Consider the following 20,013-nt stretch of genomic DNA (forward strand, 5'->3'; position numbering starts at 1 on the left):
GCTCGCGATAGCGCACTGGCAGCCGACATTGCAGTGTCTGTCGTAGCGCTATCGCGAGCAGGCTTGCTCTCACAGGTTTTACATTTTAACTGACGAGCGCAGGGGATGCGCCCGTCATTCACCGATCAGCGTTGCGCTGCGGGTACGCCTTGCGCTTCAGCTTCAGCCTGGGTGGCTGCGGCTGGTGGCTTGGCTGGCCAGGCGTTCAGGTCGAGGTCCAGGTCCGGGAACTTGCTCGAATCGAACACCGGCGTCTTGATGCCGGCAGCGCGCTGGTCGTCGTAGTCACGCAGGATGCGCATGCCGACGTTAAACAGCAGGAACAGCGCGATCAGGTTGACGAAGGCCAGCATGGTCATGGTGATGTCGGCGAATGCGAACACCGTGCCCAGGTTTTCGATCGCGCCCCAGAAGATCAGCACCAATACCAACGCGCGGTAACCCATCAGCGCCTTGCGATTTTCACCGATCAGGAAGCGCAGGTTGCTCTCGCCCAGGTAGTAGTTGTAGAGAATCGAAGTGAACACAAACAGGGCCAGCGCCACGGAAATGAACATCCGGCCCCACTCGCCCACTACGGCTGCCAGCGAGTTCTGGGTCAGGGCAATGCCATCGCCTTCGAAACCAGGGGTATAGAAACCCGAGAGCAGGATCAGCAGAGCGGTACAGGTGCAGATCACGAAAGTATCCAGGAACACACTGAACGCCTGCACCACGCCTTGTGCCACCGGGTGCTCGACCGAAGCCACCGCCGCCACGTTAGGCGCACTGCCCAGGCCTGCTTCGTTGGCGAACACGCCGCGCTTCACGCCCATGATGATCGCGCTGCCGATCAGGCCGCCGAACGCCTGGTCGAGACCGAAAGCGCTTTTGACGATGGTCATCAACATGCCTGGCACTTGATCGAACTGCAGCACGATCACGTAGATGGTCACGCCGATGTACACCAGGGTTTTTACGGGAACCAGCAGGTCGGCGACCTTGGCGATACGCTTGATACCACCAATGAACACCAGGCCCAGCAGCACTGCCAGACCGATACCGGTGTAAGTGGTGTCGAGCCCGAAGGCGTTGTTCAGCGAGTGGGTCACGGCGTGGGACTGCAAGCCGTTGAAGGCGAAGCCGAAGGTGATCAGCAGCAGGAATGCCATGGTCATGCCCAGCCAGCGTTTCTGCAGGCCGTGCTGGATGTAGTAGGACGGGCCGCCACGGTACTGGCCTTCGGAATCGCAGCGCTTGTAGAGCTGGCCGAGGGAACATTCGAAGAAGCTGCTGGACATGCCGACCAGTGCAGTTACCCACATCCAGAACACAGCGCCCGGGCCACCCAGGGTCACGGCGATGCCGACCCCGGCGATGTTGCCTGCACCGACGCGGCCGGCGAGGCTGAGCATCAGGGCCTGGAACGAACTCAATTGCCCGGCGCTGCTTTTGAGGCTGTCACGGAACACTGCGAACATGTGGAAGAAGTGGCGCAGTTGTACGAAACGCGAGCGGATCGTGAAGTAGCTACCGAGCCCGACAATGAGCACGATCAGTACTTTTCCTGAGAGGAAGTCGTTAATGACTTCGAGCATGGATTATTCCTCGCTGTTTTTTTGTGTAGGCAAATGCTGGGCGGGGCAGAAACATCGCGTTACACCGATTTGCGCACGGCAAAACAGGCGAGGCGAAGTTTTCGTCCCGGTTCCAAATCGCGGGTTTGTTATTAGTTCGGGTTTCGCATGGGTTTGGGCCTCGTTACCGACGACCGCTCACGCGAAGAGGGGCGGCACTATACCCATGCTTTTGTGTGGGAGCGAGCCTGCTCGCGAAAGCGGTTTATCAGTCCCATCTAATCCAGGTTTGCCACCGCCATCGCGAGCAGGCTCGCTCCCACGGGTTTTTCGGTAAAAAAAAGGGCCTGGGGAGCAAGTCCCCAAGCCCTCAAAAGGTGAGAGGTGTCTAGTCCCTCGACCTGGTGAGCGGTACTGCAAACAACGTGTCGGCTCAGGCTTTAAGCGGGACCAGACGCGGAGCAATCATGTTTTCCGGGCGCAGGATGTCGGCGAGCATTTCGTCGTCGAGCAAGCCTTCTTCACGCACCAGCTCCAGCACGCCACGGCCGCTTTCCAGGGCAATACGGGCGATGCGGGTGGCGTTTTCATAGCCGATGTACGGGTTCAGTGCGGTGACCAGGCCGATCGAGTGCTCGACCAGTTCACGGCAGCGTTCTTCGTTGGCGGTGATGCCGACGATGCAGTGCTCGCGCAGCATGTCCATGGCGCGTTGCAGCAGGCGGATCGAGTCGAAGATCTTGAACGCGATCAGCGGCTCCATCACGTTCAGCTGCAGCTGGCCGCCTTCGGCCGCAATGGTCAGGGCCAGGTCGTTGCCGATGATCTGGAACGCCACCTGGTTCACTGCTTCCGGGATTACCGGGTTGACCTTGCCGGGCATGATCGAGCTGCCTGGCTGACGTGCCGGCAGGTTGATTTCGTTGATGCCGGTGCGCGGGCCGCTGGACAGCAGTCGCAGGTCGTTGCAGATCTTCGACAGTTTGACTGCTGTACGCTTGAGCATGCCGGAGAACAGCACGAAGGCGCCCATGTCCGAGGTGGCTTCGATCAGGTCGGCAGCCGGTACCAGCGGTTGTCCGCTGATCAACGCCAGGCGCTGAACGGCCAGGTGCTGGTAGCGCGGGTCGGCGTTGATGCCGGTACCGATGGCTGTGCCGCCCAGGTTCACTTCAGTCAGCAACTCGGGAGCCAGTGTCTTCAGGCGTGCCAGGTCTTCACTCAGGGTGGTGGCGAAGGCGCGGAATTCCTGGCCGAGGGTCATCGGCACCGCGTCTTGCAGCTGGGTACGCCCCATCTTCAACACGTGGCTGAATTCTTCACCCTTGGCGGCGAACGCCTGGATCAGGCTGTCGAGGCTGGCCAGCAGTGCGTCGTGACCCAGCAGCAGACCCAGGCGGATCGCAGTCGGGTAGGCGTCGTTGGTCGACTGCGCCATGTTCACGTCGTTGTTCGGGTGCAGGTATTGGTATTCGCCTTTCTGGTGACCCATGGCCTCCAGTGCGATGTTGGCGATGACTTCGTTGGCATTCATGTTGGTCGAAGTGCCAGCGCCGCCTTGAATCATGTCCACCACGAACTCTTCGTGGAAATCACCGCGGATCAATCGTGCACAGGCTTCGCTGATGGCAGCGTGCTTGGCTTCGCTCAGGTGACCCAGCTCGCGGTTGGCGTCAGCGGCGGCCTGTTTGACCATTGCCAAGCCGACAACCAGCTTCGGGTAATGCGAAATCGGAACGCCGGAGAGACGGAAATTATTCACCGCTCGCAGGGTCTGGATGCCGTAATACGCTTGAGCAGGTACTTCAAGTACGCCAAGCAGGTCTTTTTCTGTGCGGAAAGATGCAGCGGAGGACATGATAGAAATCATCTCAATATGGACCCGGGCTGTGCCGGAACACTGCAAATGCTAGGCTTGTAGAGAGTTTTCGGCCAATGCTGTTAAACACTGACCTATGCAAATTCGGCATAATGGGAATGTGACGCCGTGTTGGTAAAGAGCGTGTGACCTAATTTGGTGCGTGTCCGGGAGGACTTGATGAATCTGGAAAGTAAATGGCTAGAGGACTTCAGTGCCCTGGCCGCTACCCGAAGTTTCTCCCAGGCCGCCGAACGCCGTTTCGTGACGCAGCCTGCGTTCAGCCGGCGCATCCGCAGCCTGGAAACGGCGCTGGGTCTGCAGCTGGTCAACCGCTCGCGCACGCCGATTGAACTGACGGCGGCGGGACAGTTGTTTCTGGTCACCGCGCGAACGGTGGTCGAGCAACTCGGTGAAGTGCTGCGCCACCTGCATCACCTGGAAGGCGGGCAGGGTGAGGTCATGCAAGTCGCTGCGGCGCACTCGTTGGCCCTGGGCTTTTTTCCGCGCTGGATTGCGCAGTTGCGCAACGAAGGCCTGAACATCGCCACTCGACTGGTCGCCACTAACGTGGGTGACGCGGTGCATGCGTTGCGCGAAGGCGGCTGCGATCTGATGCTCGCGTTCTATGACCCTGACGCTGCGATGCAGATGGACCCCGAGATTTTCCCGTCTCTACACTTGGGCCAGACCGAAATGCTCCCGGTGTGCGCCGCCGATGCCGATGGCAAGCCACTGTTCGATCTCGAAGGCGAAGGCAGTGTGCCGCTGCTGGCCTACAGCGCCGGTGCATTCCTGGGGCGTTCGGTCAATATGCTGCTGCGCCAGCGGGCACTGCGCTTCACCACCATCTATGAGACGGCGATGGCCGACAGCCTCAAGAGCATGGCGCTCGAAGGCCTGGGGATAGCGTGGGTGCCGCAACTGAGTGTGCGCGCCGAGCTGGCGCGCGGGGAGCTGGTGGTATGCGGCGGCCCGCAATGGCATGTGCCGCTGGAAATTCGTCTGTATCGCTGTGCGCTGGTTCGCAAGGCGAACGTGCGGTTGTTGTGGCGCAAGCTGGAAGGCGGTGCGGCGCAGGGTTCATAAACTGCGCTGTGTTTACGGACGCCAAGATCGCAGCCTTCAGCAGCTCCTGAAGAGATCGGCGCAGGAGCTGCCGAAGGCTGCGATCTTTTGATCTTGTTGGCTGACCTTCAGGTCAATAAAACCGGCACTTTGCGCCGTAGGACAGATGGTCGTTTCGGGGGCTGTTTATCTGCTTCATTACGGTATACTGCGCGGCCTTTGGCCGGTTCGACCGGCCTGAATTCGTACAACAAGCCACGCCGGATTTCCCGCGTGGCTTGTTGTTTTTTGACGCGCCTGCGGGCGCCCAGAGAGAAGAGGCACGACGATGAGTGCACTGGTTGGCGTGATCATGGGCTCCAAGTCCGATTGGTCCACCCTTAGCCACACCGCCGATATGCTGGAAAAGCTCGGCATTCCTTACGAGGTGAAAGTGGTCTCTGCCCACCGTACCCCGGACCTGCTGTTCCAGTATGCCGAAGAGGCCGAGGCGCGTGGCATCGAGGTGATTATCGCCGGTGCCGGCGGCGCGGCGCACCTGCCAGGCATGTGTGCGGCCAAGACCCACCTGCCAGTGCTGGGCGTGCCGGTGCAGTCGTCCATGCTTTCGGGCGTCGACTCGCTGCTGTCCATCGTACAGATGCCTGCGGGCATTCCGGTCGCCACGCTGGCCATCGGCAAGGCCGGTGCAATCAACGCAGCCTTGCTCTCGGCAAGCATCCTGGGCGCCAAGCACCCGCAGTTCCACGCGGTGCTGAAAACATTCCGCGCTGAGCAGACAGACAGCGTCCTGGAAAATCCAGACCCACGCATCGCCTGAGGTTGTTGACGATGAAGATCGGTGTAATCGGTGGCGGCCAGTTGGGTCGCATGTTGGCGTTGGCGGGCACCCCGCTGGGTATGAACTTCGCTTTCCTGGACCCTGCGCCGGATGCTTGCGCAGCCGCGTTGGGCGAGCATCTGCAGGCCGATTATGGCGATCAGGATCACCTGCGCCAGCTGGCAGATGAAGTCGATCTGGTGACTTTCGAATTCGAGAGCGTACCGGCGGAAACCGTCGCATTTCTCTCACAGTTCGTTCCGGTGTACCCGAGCGCCGAAGCCCTGCGAATCGCGCGTGATCGCTGGTTCGAGAAGAGCATGTTCAAGGACCTGGAGATACCGACGCCAGCGTTCGCCGACATCCAGTCGCAAGCCGACCTGGACGCCGCAGTGGCGTCTATCGGCCTGCCTGCCGTGTTGAAAACCCGTACCCTGGGTTACGACGGCAAGGGTCAGAAAGTCCTGCGCAAACCCGAAGATGTAACAGGTACGTTTGCCGAACTGGGCAGCGTGGCCTGCCTGCTGGAAGGCTTTGTACCTTTTACCGGGGAAGTTTCGCTGATTGCCGTGCGCGCTCGCGATGGCGAAACCAGGTTCTACCCGCTGGTGCACAACACTCATGACAGCGGCATCTTGAAGCTGTCCGTGGCCAGTACCGATCACCCCCTGCAGGGCCTGGCCGAAGATTACTCAAGCCGCGTGCTCAAACACCTGGATTATGTGGGCGTGATGGCGTTCGAGTTCTTCGAGGTTGACGGTGGTCTCAAGGCCAACGAAATCGCCCCTCGCGTTCACAACTCCGGACACTGGACGACGGAAGGCGCCGAGTGCAGCCAGTTCGAGAACCATCTGCGCGCCGTTGCCGGCTTGCCGCTGGGCTCGACGGCCAAGGTCGGTGAGAGCGCCATGCTCAACTTCATCGGCGTCGTGCCGCCGGTAGAGAGAGTGATCGCCATCGCCGATTGCCACCTGCATCACTATGGCAAGGCGTTCAAGGCTGGTCGCAAGGTCGGTCATGCCAACCTGCGCTGCGCCGACAAGGCTACGCTGGAGCAGCAGATCATCAAGGTCGAAGCGCTCATCGCCGAATAGTTTCACCTGACAGCGGCGGAACCATTCAAGGCCCGCCGTTCTCTGATGGCAGTATGCGAAAGTCTGACTAGTCTTCTGCATAGCCATTCAATCAGAGGGAAATGTCATGGGAATTATTGGAACCATCTTTATCGGCTTGATCGTCGGCCTGCTGGCGCGTTTCCTGAAACCGGGCGATGACAGCATGGGCTGGATCATGACCATCTTGCTCGGTATCGGCGGTTCGCTGGCGGCCACTTATGGCGGCCAGGCGTTGGGCTTCTACCAGGCCGGCGAAGGCGCAGGGTTCCTGGGCGCGCTGGTCGGTGCCGTGATTTTGCTGGTGATCTACGGCTTGATCAAAAAGAACTGATTCAAGCGACAAAGCCCTCTCTGCGCGGCGTGCAGAGAGGGCTAGAATGCTCGGCGTTCCAACATTCCCCCAAACCCGAGCACCTCCATGCGCCGCATTCTGTTGACCGTACTTTTATTGGGCGCCGGCCTCGTCCATGGCAGTGAGCTGCCGGAAACCGACTGGCTGCAATTGATGCCCAAGTCCGACCAGAAGGCCCTCGAGGCCATGCCGGAAATCGATCACGACTCTCCCGAAGGCGATGGCACCTTTACCGAAAAAGGTGGCATGAAGCAGAGCAAGGGCTTGCCCGCAGTGATGTATTCGACCAAAACCGTAGCGTCGATGAACGACAAAAAGATTCGTATCGGTGGTTATCCGGTGCCGCTGGAGAGCGACGCCAAGGGTCGCAGCACGCTGTTCTTCCTGGTGCCCTATCCAGGCGCCTGCATCCACGTGCCACCACCGCCGCCCAATCAGCTGGTGCTGGTGCGTTACCCAAAAGGCTTGAAACTGGATGATATCTACACGCCGCTGTGGGTAACCGGCACGCTGAAAGTCGAGCAGGTCACTAACGACCTCGCTGATGCGGCGTATGCCCTGGATGCGGCCACGGTGCGGGTGGTGCAGGAGTCGGATTTGTAGGTGTCCGGTAAAAGCGATGCTTTTAAAGCGGCTTGCTGGCGATGCTCACACCAAGCGTGTGACTCGACCCCGGCGCCAGCACCACCACATCGTCCATCACATTCGCCGTCTCGATGCACAGCATGCGCTGCCAGCCATCGTCAGCCATGTCGCTGAACGCTGCCGCGCGCTCAACCCACGGATTCCAGATCACCGCCGAGCACGAACCGCTGCTGCGCAGCTCGATCCGCCGTTCCCACGCCGGGTCAACAATGCTCAGCGTTTGGGGCGTATCGAGATAGATGCGATCAGTCTCGCCGGTGAACTGCAGGTCACCGATCTGCTTCACGGTTTTCCAGTCATCCAGCGTCTCGATGTAGTTCAAGCCATCCAGGCCCTCGATATGCACAGTGCGCACATCGCTGACCGCGAAATAGCTATGCAATGCCTGGCTGATCGTGACGCTTGAGTTGCCGCGGTTATGACTGGTCAGGCCGATGTGCAGCTGCTCATCCAGGCGAATGCTCAGCTTCAGATCCACTTCATGCCGCCAGCCTGGAAAGCCGCCATCGGGGTAGGGCAGCGCGAACTCGACCTTCAGGGTTTCACCCTCGGTCTCGATGCCGGCCAGCTCCCAGTCCATCGCCCGGACAAACCCGTGGGCCGTCGCCGGCTCCTGGCTGGAACGCATGGCCTGAACGCTTTGCGGGTTGCGCGCCAGATTGCCGAACCATGGCCAGCAGACGGGCACACCGGCACGAATGCTCTTGCCGGTGTTGAACACTGCCTCATCGTTGAGCCAGATCAGCGGCGGTTGGCCGGCCAACTGATAGCTGAGGATTTGCGCGCCTTGCTGGGCGACCAGCAATTCGGCCTGACCGTGGCGGATGCGCCAGCAGTTCAGGTCATCCAGTTTCATGGCTTCTACGTTGGGCGTGCTCATGGGGCGACTCTCAATCTGGAACAGGGCTGCAATGGACCGCAAAACGCTCCCGGCGTTTGACGCTTTAGGGCTATCGAGCTCTGGACGGAACCGAACGGGTACGCCCACTGCCGTCGATGGCAACGAACACGAACACCGCTTCGGTGACCTTGCGCCATTCGCTGGACAGCGGATCGTCGCTCCACACCTCAACCATCATCTGGATCGAGCTACGGCCGATTTCCAGGGCCTGGGTATAGAAGGAGAGCTGGGCGCCTACCGCTACAGGTACCAGGAACGCCATGCGATCGATCGCCACGGTAGCTACGCGACCGCCCGCGACCTTGCTGGCCATCGCAGTGCCAGCCAAATCCATCTGCGCCACCAGCCAACCGCCGAAAATATCGCCGAAGCCGTTGGTTTCGCGCGGCAATGCAGTGATTTGCAGGGCCAGGTCGCCTTGCGGGATTGGATCTTCTTGTTCGAGCTCTATCATGCCGGGGGTGCCTCTGACCCGTGAGTCTTCATTGGTACTTCAGGTGAATAGCCGTCCTAAGAAAAAACGATTCAGCCCCGAACATACTACGTTCGTCACGTTTTTCGAAAGGCGCCTAAAAGGGAAACTCTGCGAAATCGCCTATGTACCCCGGCAGGCGTTTTCGCACAGCAACCCAGTCAAATCCTTGCAGGATTGCGAGTATATCGGTCGGTAGACTCCGAGACGACCGTCGGGTTCTCATTTTGACCGTCAAATATGCACATCCATGTGCTTTTTCGAACAATTTGCTATCGTGCCGGACCTGCCCAAGCCTCGGCCAGAGCTGTTGAGGTTGCAGATTCGACTATAAGAGAAGCCTTGCCATGACCACAGCGCCCTCGAGCGTCGCGCAGCCAACACAACCCGCACGTCCGCTGACTCGGAATGACTACAAGACCCTGTCGCTGTCCGCCCTCGGTGGTGCGCTGGAATTCTACGACTTCATCATCTTCGTATTCTTCGCCACGGTGGTGGGCAAACTGTTCTTCCCGGCCGACATGCCCGAGTGGCTGCGGCTGATGCAGACCTTCGGCATCTTCGCTGCCGGTTACCTGGCGCGCCCGTTAGGCGGCATTGTCATGGCGCACTTCGGCGACCTGCTGGGCCGCAAGAAAATGTTCACCTTGAGCATTTTCATGATGGCGGTGCCGACCCTGATCATGGGTCTGCTGCCAACCTACGCGCAGATCGGCATGTGGGCACCGATTTTGTTGCTGCTCATGCGGGTCATCCAGGGCGCGGCTATCGGCGGCGAAGTGCCCGGCGCGTGGGTTTTCGTTTCCGAGCATGTGCCCCAGCGTCACATCGGCTACGCCTGCGGCACCCTGACCAGCGGCCTGACCGCCGGCATCCTCCTGGGCTCATTGGTCGCCACCGCGATCAACAGCCTTTACACCCCCACCGAAGTCGCTGATTACGCCTGGCGTATCCCGTTCCTGCTGGGGGGCGTGTTTGGCCTGTTCTCGGTTTACCTGCGTCGCTGGCTGCACGAGACCCCGGTATTTGCCGAGCTGCAACTGCGCAAAGCGCTGGCCGAAGAAGTGCCGCTCAAGGCCGTGTTGCGTGACCATCGTGGCGCTATCCTGATTTCCATGCTGCTGACCTGGTTGCTGTCTGCCGGCATCATCGTCGTCATTCTCATGACCCCGACCGTGCTGCAGACCGTCTACCATTTCGCGCCAACCGTCGCCTTGCAGGCCAACAGCCTCGCCATCGTCTTCCTGAGCCTGGGGTGTGTTGCGTCCGGCGCACTGGCAGACCGCTTTGGCGCAGGTCGGGTATTCGTGTTCGGCAGCGCCGCGTTGCTGATCAGCTCGTGGACCTTCTATCACAGCCTGTTCAACCACCCCGACTGGCTGTTCCCGATGTATGCCCTGACCGGCTTGCTGGTAGGCACCATCGGTGCGGTGCCCTACGTGATGGTCAAGGCCTTCCCGGCGGTGGTGCGCTTCAGCGGGCTGTCGTTTTCCTACAACCTGGCCTACGCCATCTTCGGCGGCCTGACGCCGATGGTGGTGACCCTGCTGCTCAAGGAAAGCCCGATGGGCCCGGCCTACTATGTCGCGATCATTTGTGGCGTCGGGATAGTGGTGGGTGGGTACCTCTGGAAGAAGGGGCGCTAGCGCGCAATCTTCTTCAATCTTGCCGACCCCGTCGCGAGCAGGCTCGCTCCCACACTGACTCTGTAATCACTTCAGAACCGCTGTGGGAGTGAGCCTGCTCGCGATGCGGGCAACGCGGGTCTCCCTTCCGGCATCGAATGGTGGCCTTTCATCCAATTGTCATATTTCAGCCATAGAGTGTTCACACGGCCTGCTAATACTTGGTCCCGACTTAACACACCCTATCTGCTAGGAGTAAGGCATGAAACTGAAGCGTTTGATGGCGGCAATGACTTTTGTCGCTGCTGGCGTTGCGACTGCCAACGCGGTTGCCGCTGTTGACCCTGCTATCCCGAGCTACACCAAGACCACTGGTGTGTCGGGCAACCTGTCCAGCGTCGGCTCCGATACTCTGGCCAACCTCATGACCTTGTGGGCCGAGAACTACAAAAAAGAATACCCGAACGTAAACATCCAGATTCAGGCCGCTGGTTCCTCCACCGCGCCACCTGCGCTGACTGAAGGCACCGCCAACCTGGGCCCGATGAGCCGCAAGATGAAGGACAACGAGCTGCAGGCCTTTGAAACCAAGTACGGCTACAAGCCAACCGCCATCCCGGTTGCCGTGGACGCCTTGGCTGTGTTCGTGCACAAGGACAACCCGATCCAGCACATGACCATGGAACAAGTCGACGCGGTGTTCTCGTCGACTCGTCTGTGCGGTGGTAAAGCCGACGTTAAAACCTGGGGCGACCTGGGTGTGACCGGCGACCTGGCGAACAAGCCGGTTCAGTTGTTCGGTCGTAACTCGGTATCGGGCACCTACGGCTACTTCAAGGAAGAAGCCCTGTGTAAAGGCGACTACAAGCCGAATGTCAACGAACAACCTGGTTCGGCTTCGGTCGTGCAGTCCATCAGCTCCTCGCTGAACGGCATCGGTTACTCGGGCATCGGCTACAAGACTGCCAGCGTGAAGACCGTGGCACTGGCCAAGAAAGGCAGCACCGACTTCATCGAAGACACCGAAGAAAACGCCTTGAACGGCAAATACCCGCTGTCGCGCTTCCTCTACGTGTACGTCAACAAGGCGCCGAACAAGCCTCTGGCCCCGCTGGAAGCCGAGTTCGTGAAGCTGGTTCTGTCCAAGCAAGGCCAGGAAGTTGTAGTGAAAGACGGCTACATCCCACTGCCAGCCAAAGTTGCTGCAAAAGCACTGGCTGACCTGGGTCTGCAGGAAGGCGCTGAAGTCGCAAAAAAGTAAAACCCTGAGTCCGGGGTAGCCCCGGGCTCCGTGTGCAGGAGCTGTGTAGGAGCTGTCGAGTGCAACGAGGCTGCGATCTTTGGATCTGGCTTTTATCAGCAAGATCAAAAGATCGCAGCCTCGTTGCACTCGACAGCTCCTACAGGGTTTCCCACACGCCTCCAATTCCCGCTCCGCTGCCAGTTTCCACAGGCGGCGGATTTGTCGCGTCACTGCACTGTCATCTTTCTGTCATACAGGATCGCTAGGGTGTGCGAATGAATGATCTGGCCAATTCCACAATGACTACAAATCCCCCCAAGCGAATTGATTTCAATACGCCTGAGTTGCAACGCAAGCGCCGTATGCGCGCGCTCAAAGACCGCCTGACGCGTTGGTACGTCCTCATTGGCGGCCTTGCCGTGCTTGGGGCGATCACGCTGATTTTCTTCTTCCTGGGCTACGTTGTCGCGCCGCTGTTCCAGGGCGCCGACCTGACGGCCAAGGACTCGATCACGCCCGCCTGGATGCAGGACGCCGGCAAGCCGCTGATGATCTCCCTGGAAGAACAGAACAAGGTGGCCATGCGGGTTTCGGACAAGGGCCAGGCGTTGTTTTTCGACATCGACAGCGGCGCAGAGCTGCGTCGTGTCGACCTGCCGGTCCCGGCCGGTAGCCAGGTCACTTCCATCGGTGAAGACCAGCCGGGTTCCCCATTGGTTGCGGTCGGCTTTTCCAACGGCCAGGCTTTGGTGTTCCGCCACACTTACAAAGTGACCTATCCCGACGGCAATAAGACCATCTCGCCAGCCATTGAATACCCGTATGGCGAGACCCCGATCGCGTTGAACGAAGCGGGCGGGGCGCTGGAGCATATCAGCCTCAACGCCACAGATTCGACCCTGTTGCTGGTGGGCTCCACGGGCGCGCAGCTCAACGTGTTGTCGCTGACCCGCGAAGAAAACATGATGACCGGCGAAGTCACCAGCGAGCAGAAGCGTATCGATCTGCCGCAGATGACCGAGACGGTGAAAAACATCTTCGTCGACCCGCGCCAGCAGTGGTTGTACGTAATCAATGGGCGTGCCCAGGCCGACGTGTTCAGCCTGCGCGACAAGAGCCTCAACGGTCGTTACAAGCTGCTTGAAGATGGCGAGGCGCAGATCACCGCCAGCACTCAGCTGGTGGGCGGTATCTCGCTGATCCTCGGCGATTCCAAGGGTGGCCTGGCCCAGTGGTTCATGGCTCGCGACCCGGATGGCGAACAGCGCCTGAAACAGATTCGCACCTTCCAGATGGGCACCACGCCCATCGTTGAGATCACTGCCGAAGAGCGTCGCAAAGGCTTCATCGCCCTGGATGCATCCGGCAAGCTCGGCGTGTTCCACAGCACCGCACACCGCACCCTGCTGGTGGATCAGGTCGTCGACGGCCAGGGCATTTTTGGCCTGTCACCACGGGCTAACCGCGTGATCGTCGAGGCCGGCGGCAAGATTCAACCGCTGCTGCTCGATAACCCGCACCCGGAAGTTTCCTGGAGCGCACTGTGGAGCAAGGTCTGGTACGAGAACTACGACGAGCCTAAATACGTCTGGCAATCGACCGCCGCCAACACCGATTTTGAACCCAAGCTGAGCCTGTCCCCGCTAACGTTCGGTACCCTCAAAGCCGCCTTCTACGCCATGCTGCTGGCCGCGCCACTCGCCGTAGCGGCCGCGATCTACACCGCCTACTTCATGGCGCCGAGCCTGCGCCGCAAGGTCAAGCCGGTGATCGAGCTGATGGAAGCAATGCCGACGGTGATCCTCGGCTTCTTCGCCGGCCTGTTCCTGGCGCCCTACGTGGAAGGACACTTGCCGGGCATTTTCAGCCTGTTGATGCTCCTGCCGATCGGCATTCTGGTGGCGGGTTTCGTCTTCAGTCGCCTGCCTGAATCCGTGCGCCTGAAAGTGCCGGACGGTTGGGAAAGCGCGATTCTGATCCCGGTGATCCTGTTCGTGGGCTGGCTGTCTTTGTACATGAGCCCGTACATGGAAAACTGGTTCTTCGGCGGCGACATGCGCATGTGGATCTCCCACGACCTGGGCATCACCTACGACCAGCGCAACGCCCTGGTGGTTGGCCTGGCCATGGGTTTCGCGGTCATCCCGAACATCTATTCCATCGCCGAAGACGCCGTGTTCAGCGTGCCTCGCGGCCTGACCCTCGGTTCCCTGGCCCTCGGCGCCACGCCTTGGCAAACCATGACTCGTGTGGTGATCCTCACCGCCAGCCCGGGGATTTTCTCGGCGCTGATGATCGGCATGGGGCGTGCGGTCGGTGAAACGATGATCGTGCTGATGGCCACCGGTAACACCCCGGTCATGGAAATGAACCTGTTCGAAGGCCTGCGCACACTGGCCGCCAACGTTGCGGTGGAAATGCCCGAATCGGAAGTTGGCGGCAGCCACTACCGCGTGCTGTTCCTCTCGGCCTTGGTGCTGCTGCTGTTCACCTTCGTCATGAACACCCTCGCGGAACTGATTCGTCAGCGTCTGCGCAAGAAATACTCGTCGCTTTAAGAAAGGTAGAAGTCTGTGAAACAGAACTCCCTGAACGGATGGTTCAAGAGCGGCGCCCCGGGCGTCTGGATCAGCGGTGGCGCGGTGTCCATCGCGGTCATCATGACGATCGGCTTGCTGGCCGTGATCGCCGTGCGCGGCCTGGGCCACTTCTGGCCGGCGGACTTGATCCACGCCAGCTACGACGTGCCTGGCCAGGCCAATCACCTGGTCATCGGCGAAGTGGTGCAGAAAGAAGAAGTGCCCCGTGAGCGCCTCAAAAGCGCTGGCCTGCCGGTGCCCGAGCAGGGTCCGGAGTTCATGACTCGTGAGCTGATCAAGGTCGGCAACCGTGACTTGAACGGCAATGACTTCACCTGGGTCGTCGGCGAGTGGCTGACTAACCAGAAGACGCCGCCGGAGCTGATGGCGATCGAACGCCGCGAGTGGGGCAACTTCTACGGCTACCTGGTCAACGTTAAGCAGGATGGCAAAGTCATCGCCGAAGGCGAGGCGGCGTGGCCTGAGTTGCAGGCCCGTGTCGAGCGCGTGAACAGGCTGGCGAGCGAGCTCAAGACCCTGGAGAAGTCCGACATTGGCGCGATCAACGCCGGACTGGAACGCATTCGCCTGCATGGCCGCAAACTGGAACTGGACGGCAAGCTGGACGCTACCGCGCAAGCGGACATGGAGTCCGAGCGCGCCGAGCTCAATGCCCGTTATCAGGACATCGAAGCGCGCCTGGCCGACCTGCATGCCCAGTTCAATCGCGACAGCCTGACGGCCCGCGATGCCAACGGCAAGGAGATCGAAATCGGCATCGGCAAAGTGGTTCACGCCTACCAGCCGAACGCCATGGGCACCATGACCAAGATCGGCTTCTACTTCAGCAAGGTCTGGGAATTCCTGAGCGACGATCCGCGTGAAGCGAACACCGAAGGCGGGATTTTCCCGGCGATTTTCGGCACCGTGATGATGACGTTGATCATGGCGATGATCGTGACGCCGTTTGGCGTACTGGCTGCGGTGTACCTGCGTGAATACGCCAAGCAGAACACCATGACCCGGCTGATCCGCATCGCGGTGAACAACCTGGCCGGTGTACCGGCCATCGTGTACGGCGTATTCGGCCTGGGCTTCTTCGTTTATGTCCTGGGTGGCTCGGTTGACCGGTTGTTTTTCCCTGAAGCCCTGCCGGCGCCGACTTTCGGTACTCCGGGGTTGCTCTGGGCATCCCTGACCCTGGCGCTGCTGGCGGTGCCGGTGGTGATTGTGGCCACTGAAGAAGGCCTGGCGCGGATTCCTCGCACCGTGCGCGAAGGCTCGCTGGCCCTCGGCGCGACCAAGGCGGAAACCCTGTGGAAGATCGTACTGCCGATGGCCAGCCCGGCGATGATGACCGGCATGATCCTCGCCGTTGCCCGTGCCGCGGGTGAAGTGGCGCCGCTGATGCTGGTGGGTGTGGTGAAACTGGCGCCGTCGCTGCCGCTGGACGGTAACTACCCGTACCTTCACCTCGATCAGAAAATCATGCACCTGGGCTTCCATATCTACGACGTCGGCTTCCAGAGCCCTAACGTCGAAGCCGCACGCCCACTGGTCTACGCCACGGCGTTGCTGCTGGTGCTGGTGATTGCGACCTTGAACCTGTCGGCGGTCTATATCCGTAACCACCTGCGCGAAAAATACAAAGCTTTAGATAGCTAAGACAAACCCTGTGGGAGCTGGCTTGCCAGCGATGGCATTACTGCGGTGTAACTTGAAACACCGCACCGCCTGCATCGCTGGCAAGCCAGCTCCCCCAGGGACCGGCACAAGCCACAGATTTTCAGTAACCCATTGGCAAGGCCAGTGGCTCAACGAACCGAATTTGTTAGCACAGGGAGCCTCCCATGCAACACGAAACACATACCCACGGCATCAACATGTCGGCCCTGGGTCGCGACAAACAGAGCCTGAACCTCGAGCAGGAAACCGTGGCTATCGAAGTGCCTGGCCTGAGCCTGTTCTACGGTGACAAGCAGGCGTTGTTCGACGTCAGCATGAACATCCCGAAACAGCGCGTCACAGCCTTTATCGGCCCGTCTGGCTGCGGCAAATCCACGCTGCTGCGTACTTTCAATCGCATGAACGACCTGGTCGACGGTTGCCGTGTGGAAGGCGCCATCAACCTGTACGGCAACAACATCTACCGTAAAGGCGAAGACGTTGCAGAGCTGCGTCGACGCGTGGGCATGGTGTTCCAGAAGCCGAACCCGTTCCCCAAGACCATCTACGAAAACGTGGTCTACGGCTTGCGCATCCAGGGCATCAACAAGAAGCGTGTGCTTGATGAAGCCGTGGAGTGGGCGCTCAAGGGCGCGGCTTTGTGGGACGAGGTAAAAGATCGCCTGCACGAATCCGCACTGGGCCTTTCCGGTGGTCAGCAGCAGCGTCTGGTGATTGCCCGTACCATCGCCGTGGAGCCGGAAGTGCTGCTGCTCGACGAACCCTGTTCGGCTCTGGACCCGATCTCCACGCTGAAGGTTGAAGAGCTGATCTACGAGCTGAAATCGAAGTTCACCATCGTCATCGTGACCCACAACATGCAACAGGCCGCGCGGGTCTCCGACTACACAGCGTTCATGTACATGGGCAAATTGGTGGAATTCGGCGACACCGATACCCTGTTCACCAATCCGGCGAAGAAGCAGACCGAAGATTACATTACCGGTCGTTATGGCTAGCAATAGTGGTTGTTCACTGAACTGACGCTGCGGTCCACCGCACCTTACCGGACGCTCCAAGGACGCCAACATGATTAGTAAAGAAGGCCTTACCCATCACATCTCCGCGCAGTTCAACGCCGAGCTAGAGGAGGTGCGCAGCCACCTCCTGGCCATGGGCGGACTGGTCGAGAAGCAGGTCAATGACGCGGTTACCGCGCTGATCGAAGCCGATTCCGGTCTGGCCCAGCAGGTTCGCGAAATCGATGACCAGATCAACCAGATGGAACGCAACATCGACGAAGAATGCCTGCGCATCCTGGCCCGTCGTCAACCTGCGGCGTCCGACCTGCGTTTGATCATCAGCATTTCCAAGTCGGTGATCGACCTGGAGCGCATCGGTGACGAAGCGACCAAGATCGCCCGCCGGGCCATTCAGTTGTGCGAAGAAGGTGAAGCGCCGCGCGGTTATGTCGAAGTGCGTCACATCGGCGACCAGGTGCGCAATATGGTCCGTGACGCACTGGACGCTTTTGCCCGCTTCGATGCCGACCTGGCATTGTCGGTAGCCCAGTACGACAAGATCATCGATCGCGAATACAAGACCGCCCTGCGTGAACTGGCGACCTACATGATGGAAGACCCGCGCTCTATCTCGCGGGTCTTGAGCATCATCTGGGTGCTGCGTTCCCTGGAGCGAATCGGCGATCACGCGCGCAACATTTCCGAGCTGGTGATCTATCTGGTGCGCGGCACCGATGTGCGTCACCTGGGCTTGAAGCGCATGAAGGAAGAAGTTGAAGGCACAAGTGGCGAAACCGCTAATGTTCCGGGTGTAGCTGACGATAAGTAAGTTTGCCCAAGAGAAACGCCCGGCCTTTTGGTCGGGCGTTTTTGTTTGTGGCTTACGAATTCGAAGCAGCACCCCGCGAACGAAAAGTCCCGGCGTGACTGAGAGTTTATGGCAGTGTGCCATCAGCAAGGCGCTAAGCTTGCCGGGGTTTTGGAAGGGGTGATGGATGAGTAAGGTCAGTGTTTTGGTCGTGGACGATGCGTCATTCATTCGTGACCTGGTGAAAAAATGCCTGCGCAATTACTTTCCGGGCATTCGGATCGAGGACGCCGTCAACGGCAGGAAGGCCCAGGTCTTGCTGGCCAGGGAAACATTCGACCTGGTCCTGTGTGACTGGGAGATGCCGGAAATGTCCGGCCTGGAACTGTTGACCTGGTGCCGCGAGCAGGACCGTCTCAAGACCATGCCGTTCGTGATGGTGACCAGCCGTGGCGACAAGGAGAACGTTGTCCAGGCGATCCAGGCAGGCGTTTCCGGCTACGTCAGCAAGCCCTTCAACAACGAGCAGTTACTGACCAAGGTCAAGCAGGCCCTGAACAAGGTCGGCAAGCTCGACGCGTTGATGAGCAGCGCGCCGGTGAAGATGAGCTCCGCCTTCGGCAACGACTCCCTCAACGCCTTGACCGGTGGCCAGGCGACCGTGGTTGCTGCGCCTGCGATTCCGACGCCGTCACGTGGCCTGATCAGCAACTCGCCACCCAAGGCCGCTGCTGCACCGTCTGCGTCTGCAGGCCGCGGCCATGGGCAGTTGCGCCTGTCCAGTGGTAACCAGCAGTGCGTGATCAAGGCCTTGAGCCTCAAGGAAGCCTTGTTGGTGGTGAAGCGTACTGACACGTTGCCGCAGGTGCTCGACAGTGCCGTGCTCGACCTGGAGCAGGGCGACAATGCCGAGATCGCGCGTCTCAACGGCTACCTGCATGCCATCGTCGCCTATGAACCGAGGCCTGACAGCGAGTGGTTGCAGCTGACCTTCCGGTTCGTGGACCAGGATGCTCAGAAGCTCGATTACATATCGCGATTGATAGCACGTGGTACGGTACAGAAGCATTTTGTGCCGGGTGCTTAAATCCTTGGTTGCCTGAAAGCCGCCATCGCGAGCCTGCTCGCGATGGCGTCATCCGATTCACCACACATCCATTGATCTGCCGATTTTGAAACATCTGCCGCCTACCCAGGTCCATTGCAGCTGCTAGGCTCCCTCCCAGGACTCTCCTCGACAGAACCTCTGCCCATGCTCGCGCGCTTGCTGTTTTTCTGTGGTCTTTTCCTGGCCTCCACCTCGGTTGTGGCCATGACTATCTACAAGTCCAAGGACGCCAACGGCGTGGTCTCCTACAGCGACCGCCCCTCGAAAGGCGCCAAGGTGTTCGTTTTCCGCGATCGCATGGTCGAGCGCCTTGAAGGCCAGGTGTACCTCGACATCAAGAAACAGCAGGGCGCTGATAGCGTATTTGTGCGCAATGACCTGTACGCGCCGGTCGAAATCGAATTGAGTTTTGCCGGTCTGAAGAACGTCAGCGGTGCGCCGAGCCGCCCGATCCGTCGGGTGCTGCCGGCACGCAGCAACCTGCGCCTGGCGCTGCTCACGGCCACCCGGGCGGGAAAGCCGCTGGTGTATACCCCGGCGTTCAAATATTCCCTGGGCGACCCTGCAGGGGCTGCCCTGGCTTATCGCTACCCATTGCCCTGGCGGGGTGGGCCGTTTCGGCTGAGCCAGGGTGCCAACGGCCAATACAGTCACTTCGGCGCGAAAAATCGCTACGCCATGGACATTGCCATGCCTGAAGGCACGCCGATCATTGCGGCGCGAGGCGGGATGGTGGTGAAGACCGAGAATAACCAGGCCGGCCAGGGGACCGACCCATCAGGCAACTTCGTACGGGTGCTGCACGACGACGGGACCATGGGCGTGTACCTGCACCTGATGCAAGGTTCGGTCAGCGTCCGGGAAGGTCAGCGGGTTGGGGTGGGCACTGCGTTGGCGCTGTCGGGCAATACCGGCAACAGCAGCGGGCCGCATTTGCACTTTGTGGTACAGCGCAATACCGGGATGGGACTGGTGTCGATACCGTACCAGTTCAATCAGCCGGTAGGTGCATTACCCAACTTTGCGTTGGGCAAGCAATAGGTTCTGAAAGCAAAAGATCGCAGCCTGCGGCAGCTCCTACATGGGATTGCGATTCCCTGTAGATACTCTGTTACCGGTCAAGCTTTCAGCAGGTGTTTTTCGCTGAAAAGCTTGGCCGTGTCGAAATCTTCTCCT

General features: G+C 59.9%; 17 protein-coding genes. 13 read left to right on the top strand and 4 right to left on the bottom strand.

Going from position 1 to position 20,013, the window contains the following annotated elements; translation table 11 throughout:
* Nucleotides 1–125 precede the first annotated feature (125 nt).
* Nucleotides 126–1,577 (bottom strand): alanine/glycine:cation symporter family protein, encoded by a 1,452-nt coding sequence (locus tag AAEZ05_RS14445; RefSeq protein WP_350647839.1) that lies wholly within the window; start codon nt 1,575–1,577, stop codon nt 126–128.
* Between the two features lie 412 nt (nt 1,578–1,989).
* Nucleotides 1,990–3,414 (bottom strand): aspartate ammonia-lyase, encoded by a 1,425-nt coding sequence (gene aspA / locus AAEZ05_RS14450; protein ID WP_045057795.1) that lies wholly within the window; start codon nt 3,412–3,414, stop codon nt 1,990–1,992.
* A gap of 180 nt (nt 3,415–3,594) precedes the next feature.
* Between aspA and AAEZ05_RS14455 the strand changes: the two genes are divergently transcribed.
* From AAEZ05_RS14455 to AAEZ05_RS14475, 5 genes are all read left to right on the top strand, one after another.
* Complete coding sequence (locus AAEZ05_RS14455) at nt 3,595–4,503, top strand: LysR substrate-binding domain-containing protein (protein WP_045057796.1); 909 nt, start codon at nt 3,595–3,597, stop codon at nt 4,501–4,503.
* A 307-nt stretch (nt 4,504–4,810) separates the two neighbouring features.
* Nucleotides 4,811–5,302 (top strand): 5-(carboxyamino)imidazole ribonucleotide mutase, encoded by a 492-nt coding sequence (gene purE / locus AAEZ05_RS14460; RefSeq protein WP_017341565.1) that lies wholly within the window; start codon nt 4,811–4,813, stop codon nt 5,300–5,302.
* 11 nt (nt 5,303–5,313) lie between these two features.
* Nucleotides 5,314–6,396, top strand: a complete 1,083-nt coding sequence (locus tag AAEZ05_RS14465; RefSeq protein ID WP_045057798.1) for a 5-(carboxyamino)imidazole ribonucleotide synthase — start codon at nt 5,314–5,316, stop codon at nt 6,394–6,396.
* 106 nt (nt 6,397–6,502) lie between these two features.
* Nucleotides 6,503–6,748: a GlsB/YeaQ/YmgE family stress response membrane protein gene (locus tag AAEZ05_RS14470; protein WP_045057799.1), complete on the top strand. Its 246-nt coding sequence runs from the start codon at nt 6,503–6,505 to the stop codon at nt 6,746–6,748.
* An 87-nt stretch (nt 6,749–6,835) separates the two neighbouring features.
* Nucleotides 6,836–7,372, top strand: coding sequence for a DUF3299 domain-containing protein (locus AAEZ05_RS14475; RefSeq protein WP_045057800.1), 537 nt, complete (start codon nt 6,836–6,838; stop codon nt 7,370–7,372).
* A 22-nt stretch (nt 7,373–7,394) separates the two neighbouring features.
* Here the strand turns inward: AAEZ05_RS14475 and AAEZ05_RS14480 are convergent, their stop codons facing one another.
* Both AAEZ05_RS14480 and AAEZ05_RS14485 read right to left on the bottom strand, forming a co-directional pair.
* Nucleotides 7,395–8,294 (bottom strand): D-hexose-6-phosphate mutarotase, encoded by a 900-nt coding sequence (locus AAEZ05_RS14480; protein ID WP_350647842.1) that lies wholly within the window; start codon nt 8,292–8,294, stop codon nt 7,395–7,397.
* 70 nt (nt 8,295–8,364) lie between these two features.
* Nucleotides 8,365–8,769, bottom strand: a complete 405-nt coding sequence (locus tag AAEZ05_RS14485) for an acyl-CoA thioesterase (RefSeq protein WP_003176975.1) — start codon at nt 8,767–8,769, stop codon at nt 8,365–8,367.
* Nucleotides 8,770–9,134: 365 nt separating this feature from the next.
* Here AAEZ05_RS14485 and AAEZ05_RS14490 point away from each other — a divergent pair, with 365 nt between their 5' ends.
* The 8 genes from AAEZ05_RS14490 to AAEZ05_RS14525 all read left to right on the top strand — a co-directional run bounded on the left by AAEZ05_RS14490 (nt 9,135) and on the right by AAEZ05_RS14525 (nt 19,878).
* On the top strand, nt 9,135–10,433 hold the full coding sequence (locus tag AAEZ05_RS14490; protein WP_350647844.1) for an MFS transporter: 1,299 nt from the start codon (nt 9,135–9,137) through the stop codon (nt 10,431–10,433).
* A gap of 241 nt (nt 10,434–10,674) precedes the next feature.
* On the top strand, nt 10,675–11,673 hold the full coding sequence (locus AAEZ05_RS14495) for a phosphate ABC transporter substrate-binding protein PstS (protein WP_205891746.1): 999 nt from the start codon (nt 10,675–10,677) through the stop codon (nt 11,671–11,673).
* Between the two features lie 257 nt (nt 11,674–11,930).
* Nucleotides 11,931–14,213 (top strand): ABC transporter permease subunit, encoded by a 2,283-nt coding sequence (locus AAEZ05_RS14500; protein ID WP_205891745.1) that lies wholly within the window; start codon nt 11,931–11,933, stop codon nt 14,211–14,213.
* Between the two features lie 15 nt (nt 14,214–14,228).
* Nucleotides 14,229–15,899, top strand: coding sequence for a phosphate ABC transporter permease PstA (pstA, locus tag AAEZ05_RS14505; protein ID WP_045057805.1), 1,671 nt, complete (start codon nt 14,229–14,231; stop codon nt 15,897–15,899).
* Between the two features lie 185 nt (nt 15,900–16,084).
* The gene (gene pstB, locus AAEZ05_RS14510; protein ID WP_045057806.1) at nt 16,085–16,918 is read left to right on the top strand and encodes a phosphate ABC transporter ATP-binding protein PstB; all 834 of its coding nucleotides are present in this window, start codon (nt 16,085–16,087) and stop codon (nt 16,916–16,918) included.
* Nucleotides 16,919–16,988: 70 nt separating this feature from the next.
* Nucleotides 16,989–17,750, top strand: a complete 762-nt coding sequence (gene phoU, locus AAEZ05_RS14515; RefSeq protein WP_045057807.1) for a phosphate signaling complex protein PhoU — start codon at nt 16,989–16,991, stop codon at nt 17,748–17,750.
* Between the two features lie 166 nt (nt 17,751–17,916).
* Nucleotides 17,917–18,816, top strand: coding sequence for a response regulator (locus tag AAEZ05_RS14520; RefSeq protein ID WP_045057808.1), 900 nt, complete (start codon nt 17,917–17,919; stop codon nt 18,814–18,816).
* Between the two features lie 165 nt (nt 18,817–18,981).
* Nucleotides 18,982–19,878, top strand: a complete 897-nt coding sequence (locus AAEZ05_RS14525; RefSeq protein WP_045057809.1) for a peptidoglycan DD-metalloendopeptidase family protein — start codon at nt 18,982–18,984, stop codon at nt 19,876–19,878.
* Nucleotides 19,879–20,013 lie beyond the last annotated feature (135 nt).

This window comes from Pseudomonas sp. HY13-MNA-CIBAN-0226, from assembly GCF_040310305.1.
Classification (GTDB): Bacteria; Pseudomonadota; Gammaproteobacteria; order Pseudomonadales; family Pseudomonadaceae; genus Aquipseudomonas; species Aquipseudomonas gregormendelii.